This is a genomic window from Microcoleus sp. M2_D5, assembly GCF_036701935.1.
Classification (GTDB): Bacteria; Cyanobacteriota; Cyanobacteriia; order Cyanobacteriales; family Microcoleaceae; genus Microcoleus.
In genome coordinates this window covers 1-10,340 of record NZ_JAUBRP010000086.1, presented here as the reverse complement: position 1 = coordinate 10,340, position 10,340 = coordinate 1, and the positions used below count along the sequence as shown (strand labels likewise).

The following is a 10,340-nucleotide window of genomic DNA, read 5'->3' as shown; positions in this document are numbered from 1 at the left end:
ACACAAGTACCATTTTTATGAACAGGCAAGATGCGTGTATCCGTGTCAAAATCCGTGTCGTGCCTTCTTCATTCTGCTAGATAATTTCAGTGCAGGCGATCGCACCAGTAACGTAAAATGTCTAAAAGCGGTCTTTCTAAAATAAATTTAGCCCCATGAGCGACGAACAGGAAAAAAAACAAATTTTGACTCAGCAACCGGAAACAATTTCCACTGCCAGTGATGAGTTCGATCGCAGTGAAATTGCCAGGGCTGATTCAACTTCCGCACCAGCAGAAACTCCCGCAGAAATTGCCACGCCCGAAGATATTTCAGCGCCCATCGACGCAGCCGAAACAATTCCAGTTGTCGCCGATAGCACGCCGGAAACAACTCAAATTACAAGTTATCCGCCTCCAACAATTCCAACTGCCAACCCCGAACCAAAACCAGCTCGCTCGTGGCAAATCTTAGCAGTTTTTCTCAGCGGAATCTTAGTCGGTTCCGTCCTTAGTCTCGGAAGTTTGCTAGCGTGGAAAATGTATCAGGAAAGAGCCAACCTTCAAATCAAACTACCCGCTGACGTACCCCTCCCCGAAAGCCCTCCGCCTGTCGCCACAGCGCCCGTCAACCGCAGGCCCGGACTTCCCCCAGCCCCTGGAAATGGACGGCCCGCCACATTCCCTCCGTCGCCCCGTCCCACTCAAATCCCCTCTCTGTCTGGTGTTCCGCAACTTGCTTCGCCGTTGCCTTCTCCTTTGCCGTTGCCTTCTCCAACTCCAACTCCCGCTGCGGTTGAAACCCCTGTAACCGAGCGAGTTTACTTTCAAGCCGGTGCTACGGGAACTACTCTGAGCAATAGTTTGCGAGCCAACATATCCAGGCGCTACTTACTGGAGTGCAATAGCGGCCAAAGCATGACAATTAATGTTCAAGAAGGTCAAGTTAGCGCCGCAATTATTGCTCCTAACGGTGAAAATTTAGGTACTACTGATAGCACAGGTCAGTGGCAAGGTCAACTAGCCAGTAGCGGCGATTATACTATTGAAATTTCAGGCGATCGCCAAGCAAACTACCAAGTTAAGATTGAAGTAAAATAGCAAGTATAATTGTCTCAGGGGGTAGTTACACAATACATAAACCCGCCCTGGTTGCAAATTACAAATTACCCATTACTAATTACCAATGGTTGCACAAATATCTCCAAGCATCTACGAAGCAAAAACCCAGGAAATTGCCAAAGAAATCCTGAAGGCAACTCAAGACCAAAAGCGCTCTTTTTTCGGTCAACTGCAAGACCAAATGCGCTGGGACGACAAACTAATGGATTGGGCGATGGCTAGCCCCGGACTGCGGGTGCAATTGTTTCGATTCATCGACTGTTTGCCGGCACTCCGCAGCAAGCCGGAAATTGCCCGCCACCTGCAAGAATACCTGACCGCCCAAGAGGTAGAATTGCCCGAAGCTTTGAAAAAATTGCTCAATTTTACTAACGCTGATTCGATTCCTGGACAATTGGCTGCGACGACGGTTGCGCCTGCGGTGGAAACTTTGGCGCACAAGTATATTTCTGGGGAAAATATCAAGCAGGTAGTTAAAACTTTAGAGCGACTTCGCAAAGATAAAATGGGTTTTACAGTTGACCTTTTGGGGGAAGCTGTAATCACTGAAGCTGAGGCGCAAATTTATCTTAACCGCTATTTGGAATTGATGGAGGAACTGGCGAAGGCAGCGAAGAATTGGCCGCAGGTAGATGCAATTGACAAAGCTGACGGCGAAACTCTGCCGCGAGTGCAAGTATCGGTAAAGTTAACGGCTTTTTATTCTCAGTTTGACCCTTTGGATGCTAAAGGTAGCGAAGAGAAAGTAAGCGAGAGAATTCGCCTGTTACTGCGCCGCGCGAAGGAGTTGGGCGCGGCGGTTCATTTCGATATGGAACAGTATGCTTACAAAAGTTTAACTCTGAGCATTCTCAAAGACTTATTGTTAGAGGAAGAGTTTCGCAGCCGCACGGATATTGGAATTACATTGCAAGCTTATTTGCGCGACAGCGCTCAAGATTTGCGAAACCTGATTTCCTGGGCAAAAAAACGCGGAAATCCGGTAACAGTGCGGCTGGTAAAAGGCGCTTACTGGGATCAGGAAACTATCAAAGCGATGCAGAAAGATTGGCCGCAGCCGGTCTACAATGACAAAGTTGCTACCGACGCAAATTTCGAGCAGATGACGCAGTTGCTGCTAGAAAATCACGAATATTTGTATGCAGCTATTGGCAGTCATAATGTCCGATCGCAAGCCAGGGCGATCGCCATTGCCGAAACTCTCAATATACCGCGCCGCCGCTTTGAAATGCAAGTGCTGTACGGCATGGGCGACAAATTAGCTAAGCTTTTGGTCGATCGGGGTTATCGCGTTCGAGTCTACTGCCCCTACGGCGATTTGCTGCCGGGAATGGCTTATTTGATCCGCCGTTTGCTGGAAAATACCGCCAACAGTTCTTTCATCCGGCAAAGTTCCGAAGAAATGCCGATCGAACAATTGTTAGCCGCACCAGTTGCTAACGGAAATGACCAGCTAGTTTACAGCAAAGTATTTCCCAACGTTGCCGATACCGACTACGCCAATACCAAATTGCGGCAACAAGCAGAAACAGCAATCAAATCAGTGCGCGCCAACTTAGGTAAAACCTATTTACCCCTAATCAATGGCGAATACCAAAATACTGAAGCCACCGTTAACTCACTCAACCCTTCCAATCCCACAGAAGTAGTCGGCACCATCGGATTGCTTTCCGAAGAACAGGCCAAACAAGCCCTTGAAGCAGCAAAAGCAGCCTTCACAGGTTGGCGAAAAACCCCCGTCCGCCAGCGGGCAGGCGTCCTCCGCAAAGCCGCAGAATTGATGGAACAGCGGCGGCACGAACTGTCAGCTTGGATGGTGTTTGAAGTCGGCAAACCTGTCAGAGAATGCGATGCCGAAGTCTCCGAAGCTATTGATTTTTGCCGCTACTACGCCGACGAAATGGAACGGTTAGAACAAGGAAAAAATTACGACATTCCCGGAGAAACTAACCGTTATAGCTATCAGCCGCGCGGCATTTCTTTAATCATTTCACCTTGGAATTTTCCCCTTGCAATTCCCGTAGGCATGACAGTTGCATCGCTGGTTGCTGGTAATTGTACTTTGCTCAAACCTGCGGAAGTTTCCTCAGTAATTGCAGCAAAAATCACAGAAATCTTGCTAGAAGCCGGAATCCCCAAAGGCGTATTTCAATACGTGCCTTGCAAAGGTTCAACCGTCGGCGCTTACATGGTGAAACATCCCGACGTTCACATGATTACTTTCACCGGTTCTCAGGAAGTTGGCTGTCAGATTTATGCCGATGCTGCGATTTTGCAGCCGGGACAAAAACACTTGAAACGAGTAATTGCTGAAATGGGCGGCAAGAATGCAATTATTGTCGATGAAAGTGCGGATTTAGACCAAGCAGTCGCAGGCGTAGTTTATTCGGCATTTGGCTACAGCGGCCAAAAATGTTCCGCTTGTTCGCGAGTAATTGTGGTCGAGTCGGTGTACGATAATTTTGTGGCAAGATTGGTAGAAGCGACGCGATCGCTCAATGTCGGCCCAGCAGAAAATCCCGGCACTCAAGTGGGCCCCGTGATCGATGCAAATGCCCATTCGCGCATCCGCGAATACATCGAAAAAGGTCGCGCCGAAGCTAAGATAGCTTTAGAAATGCCGGCACAGGAAACCGGTTATTTTGTCGGCCCAGTCATTGTTACCGAAGTATCGCCGACAGCAACTCTCGCCCAAGAAGAAATTTTCGGCCCGGTTTTGTCGGTGATTCGGGCAAAAAATTTCAGCGAAGCGATTGCGATTGCTAACGGCACAAATTTTGCTTTAACTGGCGGATTGTATTCTCGCACGCCTTCGCATATCGATCGAGCCGCATCCGATTTTGAAGTCGGAAACCTGTACATCAATCGCGGAATTACCGGCGCTGTGGTATCGCGCCAACCCTTCGGAGGATTCAAACTTTCGGGAGTTGGTTCTAAAGCGGGTGGCCCGGATTATTTGCTGCAATTCCTCGAACCGCGCACTATCACTGAAAATATTCAGCGGCAGGGTTTTGCGCCGATAGAAGGAGTGGATGATTAATCATTCCTTTGTTCGTAGTGAAGACTTCAGTCCTCTCTCTGGCTGTTAAGTTCGTAGGGTGCGCCCAGCGCACCTTACAGGTGGGGTGACAGTAAAAAATTGTGGGAGATTAGCTAGTTATAAAATGGAATCTACCAAAGATCGCGATCGACTAAATTCTCACAACCATTCACTTGACAAGTGGCTGCGACTTTTAATTATAGTTGTATTAGTCCTCGGCATATTCTTTCGCTTCGCCAACCTAGGAAAGAAAGTTTACTGGATAGATGAAAGTTACACCTCCCTGCGGATCTCTGGATATACAGAATCTGAGTTTATTCAGCAAGTAGCTGACGGTCAAATTCGGGATATTAAATACTTACAAAAGTATCAGGGGATTAATTCAGACAAAACCGTCGTAGATACCGTAAAAGGATTAGCATTAGAAGAACCTCAAATCACTCCGCTGTATTTTGTAGCCACGAGATTTTGGGTGCAACTGTTCGGCGATTCAGTGGCTGTAACTAGAAGTATGTCGGCAGTTTTTAGTTTGCTCGCATTGCCTTGTATGTATTGGCTGTGCTTAGAATTATTTGATTCCTCGCTGACAGCTTGGTTGGCAGTTTCATTACTAGCTGTATCGCCTTTTCAAATAATTTACGCTCAAGAAGCTCGACCTTACAGCTTGTTTGTATTAATAATTTTGCTGTCTGGCGCTGCTTTGCTGCGGGGAATGCGGCTAAAAACTAACAGCAGTTGGGCAATTTATGCGGTAACAGTAGCACTGGGATTTTATTCTCACCTATTATTTGCACTGGTGGCGCTAGGGCATGGAATCTATGTAGTCATCTCGGAAAATCTGCGGTTCAACAAGACTGTAATAAGCTATTTCCTAGCAGCGAGCGCAGGATTTATTGCCTTCTCTCCTTGGACTGTAGTTTTATGGATAAATTCGCAAATTGCCAGTCAAAGAACAGCATGGCAGTATTTTAATATTTCCCTTTCACACTTAGTTAAACAGTCGGGACTAAACATTATTAAGCAATTTTTGGATGTGGGATTGTACTCGAATTTACCGCGAGTATATTTCCTATTGAGTATCCCAGTTATTTTAATGATTTTAATAATTATCGGATATTCTTTTTATTTGCTGCTGAGTCAGACAGAAAGACGTGTTTGGTTGTTTGTGATGACATTAACCTGCGTGACATTAGCCATTTTCCTGGCAGCGGATTTAATCTTGGGCGGAAGGCGATCGATCTACAGCCGCTACCTGATTCCCTGTTATTTAGGGATGCAGATAGCTGTTGCCTATTTTTTGGCGGTAAAAATGACATCTCCTCAAGTTACACTGCTGTGGCAAAAGCTGTGGAGGCTGGCTCTGGCTGCTTTGCTCTCTATTGGAATTATATCCTGCTGCATCTATTTGCCAGCAGACTCTTGGGAGAATAAAGGCCCCTCTTATATCAACAGCCCGATCGCCCGCACAATCAACTCAGCTTCTCGGCCATTACTCATCACAGACTTGTGGGTGTATAATGTAAATAAAATCGGCAATTTACTCGGTATGAGTCACCAAATCGATCCCAAAGCTAAATTATTACTAATGTCACCTAAAAATGTTGAAATACCTGATGATTTTACCGATCTATTTTTGTACAGTATTTCTCAAAAATTAAAGACAGAAATTACCAAAAATAATCAATATAAAATACAAACAATCTATGCTCAAAATAACGAAATAATTCTAGGAAAAATAGTCAAAAAATGAGGTTTTATATTGCAACCGTAGGGGAGTTTGTTTAAAATGGAATTACCGAAAAATTCCGATCGACTAAATTCTCACAACCATTCACTTGACAAGTGGCTGCGACTTTTAATTATAGTTGTATTAGTCCTCGGCATATTCTTTCGCTTCGCCAACCTAGGAAAGAAAGTTTACTGGATAGATGAAAGTTACACCTCCCTGCGGATCTCTGGATATACAGAATCTGAGTTTATTCAGCAAGTAGCTGACGGTGAAAGTCGGGACATTAAATTTTTACAAAAATATCAACGGATAAATTCAGACAAAACCGTCGTAGATACCGTAAAAGGATTAGCTTTAGAAGAACCCCAACTCGCTCCGCTGTATTTTGTAGCCACGAGATTTTGGGTGCAACTGTTCGGCGATTCAGTGGCTGTAACTAGAAGTATGTCGGCAGTTTTTAGTTTGCTCGCATTGCCTTGTATGTATTGGCTGTGCTTAGAATTATTTGATTCCTCGCTGACAGCTTGGTTGGCAGTTTCATTACTAGCTGTATCGCCTTTTCAAATAGTTTACGCTCAAGAAGCTCGACCTTACAGCTTGTTTGTATTAATAATTTTGCTGTCTAGCGCTGCTTTGCTGCGGGCAATGCGGCTAAAAACTAACAGCAGTTGGGCAATTTATGCGGTAACATTAGCACTGGGATTTTATTCTCACCTATTATTTGCACTGGTGGCGCTAGGGCATGGAATCTATGTAGTCATCTCGGAAAATCTGCGGTTCAACAAGACTGTAATTGGGTATTTTATAGCAGGAAGCGCAGGATTTATCGCCTTATTTCCTTGGATTGTAGTTTATTTAATAAATTCGCAAAATGTCAGTGAGAAAATAGCATGGCAGTCCTTAAAAATTCCAACTTCAAAATTATTGTCAAATTTCGTTTTAAACATTATTAGGCAATTTTTTGATGTCGGGTTATACTCTGATTTGCCACGATTATATTTCATATTAACTATCCCAGTTATTTTAATGATTTTAATAACTGTCGGATATTCTTTTTATGTGCTGCTGAGTCAGACAGAAAGACGTGTTTGGTTGTTTGTTATGACATTAACCTGCGTGACAGTAGGCATTTTCCTGCCAGCGGATTTAATCAGGGGCGGAATGCGATCGATCAACACCCGCTACATGATTCCCTGTTATTTAGGAATGCAGATAGCTGTTTCCTATTTTTTGGCGGTAAAAATGACATCTCCTCAAGTTACAATGCAGTTGTTAAAGCTGTGGAGACTGGCTCTGGCTGCTTTGCTCTCTATTGGAATTATATCCTGCTGCATCTATTTGCCAGCAGACTCTTGGTGGAATAAAGACCGCTCTTATATTAACATCCCGATCGCCCGCACGGTAAACTCAGCTTCTCGGCCATTACTCATAACAGACTTGTGGATGTATAGTGTAGATACGATCGGCAACTTACTCAGTTTGAGTTACTTAATCAATTCCCCAGCTAATTTTTTAGTATTGCCACCTAAAATTGTGAAAATTCCACCAAATTTTAACGAGATTTTTTTGTATGGTATTTCCCTAGAACTCAAAACAGAAATAGAAAAAAATACTCGTTATGAAATACCAACTATTTACACTCTAAAAAATCAAGATATAATTTTGAGTAAATTGCTAAAAAAATGAAGTGGGGTTGAAAAAATGCGTTTTAATGTTCCCCGAAATTGGCTGCAATTTTTAATTATAGCCGTATTAGTCATAGGTATTTTATTTCGGTTCGCCAATCTCGATCGCAAATTTTACTGGATCGACGAAACATATACTTCTTTGAGAGTTTCTGGCTACACCGAAGCCGAAATAATCAAAGAAATTTCGTACCAGAAAATAACCTCGCCTGCGGATTTACAAAAATATCAGCAGATTAATTCCGAAAAAACTTTAAGGGATACCCTCAATTCTTTAACAACAGAAGACCCCCAACACCCGCCGCTGTATTACGTACTAGCGCGATATTGGGCGCAGTGGTTCGGCACTTCCGTTGCAGCAATGAGAAGTTTGGCCGCCGTGATTAGCCTGCTAGTATTTCCCGCAGTTTATTGGCTGGCTTGGGAGTTATTTGAATCTTCAGCAGTAGCGTGGATGGCGATCGCAATTTTCGCAATTTCTCCCTACCACATCCTATTTGCCCAAGAAGCAAGACAGTACAGTTTGTGGACAGTAACTACTATTTTATCCACTGCCGCCTTGCTGCGAGCAACGCGCCCTGACGAAAATCAAAATCCTGTCGCCCTTGTTCTTTCCTGGGCGCTTTATGCAGCCACAGCAACACTGGGATTGTACACCCACTTGTTATTTGTCTGCGTCGCTGCCGCCCACGCAATCTACGTCGCAGTTATTGCCAACTGGCGCGATGTGAAAACATTTATTTCCTATTATGTAGCATCTTTAATCGCTTTGATATGCTTCATGCCTTCCCTGGTAAATACTGTAGAAAATTTCAATCAAGTTAGAAGCACAACAATATGGGCAGAACAAACAAATTTCTTAAGATTAGTCAGCAGGTGGGTTGGTTCCATCACCGTAGCATTTTTTGATATTGGCATTGATGGAACTGCCAACGCCACACAACTCGCTTTGCTAATTCCAGTTGGTATCATGATTTTAGCTTTAGCCGGCTATGCCCTTTATTATCTATGCCGACAAACACCAAAGCGAGTGTGGTTGATTGTGTTGTTATTAATTGCAACAACTGCTTTGTTTTTAGCAGTACCCGATCTAATCAAGGGTGGAAGGCGATCGGCAAATCCGCGATATTTAGTTCCTTGTTATGTGGGAATTCAGATAGCAGTGGCTTACCTGCTGTCTGAGAAAATTAGTAACAATTTGGAAAAGTTTAAACAGCAAAATTTGTGGAAAATAGTTATAGTGGGAGTTTTTTCCGCAGGTATTATATCCGGTGGAGTTAGTTCTCAAGCAGATATTTGGTGGAATAAAGGCAGCGGTTGGTTGCGTGCCTTGGAAGTAGCCGCGACTGTCAATCAAGCCAGCAATCCCCTATTTATCAGCGATGCCAATATCGCACATATCATGCCTTTAAGTTATTACCTAGAACCAAAAGTAAAACTGCTAATAGAACCCCGCTGTTACACTTCTTGCTACAAAAATCGAGAATTGGTCAAGAAAAAACCCCAACCTCCGCAAATTCCCGGCGGTTTCAGTGAGTTGTTTTTATACAGACCGTCCTCTACTTTGCGATCGGCAATTCAGCAACAAAACTATCAAATAGATCCGGCTGACACTAATGTCGAGCTTAATCTGTGGAAAATTACCAATAAATAATCTAAAATATTAACACAAAAAATACCTGTTGGCAGCCTAAAAATAAATCTCTTGTTCGCTGGCACATCCGGGCCATAAACGGCATTTTTGGAAGTATGTCGCAAGTATAGTTCAATAGGTTTGTTTTTAGTGGTAAGCTAAAAGTTAAGAATAAAAAAATAACATCAAAAATCTCCAATGACAGTCCCTGAAATCTCCAACATTCGTAAACTGCTGTGCGATCCAGACTTAGGGCTGATTCCTCACTTAGAAAAGTGCCTGAAAGATTTGCACTCATCGGCGATCGGCAGTGGAGAGAAATTCAATGTAGAACCTTACGATATAGAATTCAAAAGCTGCTACACCCAGAAGCATCCCAACGACCAAAAACCCCTCGTCACCCAGTCAGTGTTAATAAAATTTCCTCTGACTGGGAAAGTTCAAGACAAGATGCACCTATATCTGATCGCCACTGAGTTGCAGAACCAAATCGACTCCAAAATTATCGACTGGAGTGCCTTAGAACGCCGTCAATACGACATTCAGGGCATCCCCTTAAAGCAGCCGATCACCAAAATAGACGGCGAGATGAATTACGAGTTAGTATTCGATCGACCAAGCTACTGCTGCATCACCCTGTGCCGCCAATTTGACTTAACTTACGCCGCCAATTTTTAATTTGGCTTGTAGGGGGGGTTTCACCAACAATATTTAGGTTAATGAACAATATATAAAACCCGCCCCTATCCCACGGTAAACCCCTTGTACATTTTTCGCATTCAATACAAATCCATGTTGATGTAGATTGTTAGTTGTGTGGCGGCGGGTTTAGGTATATTGTTAGTAGAAATTCGATATTGTTGGTGAAACCCGCCCCTACGAAATCTGGTAACAGTATGTCAATCCCATTACCAATTACCAATTCCCCATTACCAATTATCAATTATATCATGTCCGGTCGAGCGACCGCGATTTTTGTAGGGGAGGGTTCGCAAACAATACCTGCCCACAATTGACAATCTCAAAAACCCGCCCCGACCGGGATATTATGGTTAGGATCGCGAATTAAATAACTGACAATTTTAATTGTTATTGTGGGATGGGCGTCCCGCCCGTCCACTCATGACGGGCGGGACGCCCATCCCACTTTCAA

6 protein-coding genes are annotated in these 10,340 nt (G+C 43.9%); all 6 read left to right on the top strand.

Annotated features, from left to right (window positions below; translation table 11 throughout):
- Positions 1–155 precede the first annotated feature (155 nt).
- The 6 genes from QUA50_RS25485 to QUA50_RS25460 all read left to right on the top strand — a co-directional run bounded on the left by QUA50_RS25485 (position 156) and on the right by QUA50_RS25460 (position 9,865).
- Positions 156–1,079 carry a hypothetical protein gene (locus QUA50_RS25485; protein ID WP_333267961.1) on the top strand — a complete coding sequence of 308 codons (924 nt, stop codon included), beginning with the start codon at positions 156–158 and terminating at the stop codon, positions 1,077–1,079.
- A gap of 85 nt (positions 1,080–1,164) precedes the next feature.
- Entirely contained in the window at positions 1,165–4,140 is a 2,976-nt protein-coding gene (gene pruA, locus QUA50_RS25480; RefSeq protein ID WP_333267959.1) for an L-glutamate gamma-semialdehyde dehydrogenase, read from the top strand.
- A gap of 124 nt (positions 4,141–4,264) precedes the next feature.
- Positions 4,265–5,890 carry a glycosyltransferase family 39 protein gene (locus QUA50_RS25475; protein WP_333267957.1) on the top strand — a complete coding sequence of 542 codons (1,626 nt, stop codon included), beginning with the start codon at positions 4,265–4,267 and terminating at the stop codon, positions 5,888–5,890.
- Between the two features lie 36 nt (positions 5,891–5,926).
- Positions 5,927–7,555, top strand: a complete 1,629-nt coding sequence (locus QUA50_RS25470) for a glycosyltransferase family 39 protein (RefSeq protein WP_333267955.1) — start codon at positions 5,927–5,929, stop codon at positions 7,553–7,555.
- Between the two features lie 15 nt (positions 7,556–7,570).
- Positions 7,571–9,208 carry a glycosyltransferase family 39 protein gene (locus QUA50_RS25465; protein ID WP_333267953.1) on the top strand — a complete coding sequence of 546 codons (1,638 nt, stop codon included), beginning with the start codon at positions 7,571–7,573 and terminating at the stop codon, positions 9,206–9,208.
- Between the two features lie 177 nt (positions 9,209–9,385).
- Positions 9,386–9,865, top strand: a complete 480-nt coding sequence (locus QUA50_RS25460; RefSeq protein WP_333267951.1) for a hypothetical protein — start codon at positions 9,386–9,388, stop codon at positions 9,863–9,865.
- Positions 9,866–10,340: the final 475 nt, after the last annotated feature.

Bases quoted from the DNA above. Each gene is read 5' to 3' on its own strand.
- QUA50_RS25485 (WP_333267961.1), top strand. From the start codon at position 156: ATGAGCGACGAACAGGAAAAAAAACAAATTTTGACTCAGCAACCGGAA.
- pruA (WP_333267959.1), top strand. From the start codon at position 1,165: ATGGTTGCACAAATATCTCCAAGCATCTACGAAGCAAAAACCCAGGAA.
- QUA50_RS25475 (WP_333267957.1), top strand. From the start codon at position 4,265: ATGGAATCTACCAAAGATCGCGATCGACTAAATTCTCACAACCATTCA.
- QUA50_RS25470 (WP_333267955.1), top strand. From the start codon at position 5,927: ATGGAATTACCGAAAAATTCCGATCGACTAAATTCTCACAACCATTCA.
- QUA50_RS25465 (WP_333267953.1), top strand. From the start codon at position 7,571: ATGCGTTTTAATGTTCCCCGAAATTGGCTGCAATTTTTAATTATAGCC.
- QUA50_RS25460 (WP_333267951.1), top strand. From the start codon at position 9,386: ATGACAGTCCCTGAAATCTCCAACATTCGTAAACTGCTGTGCGATCCA.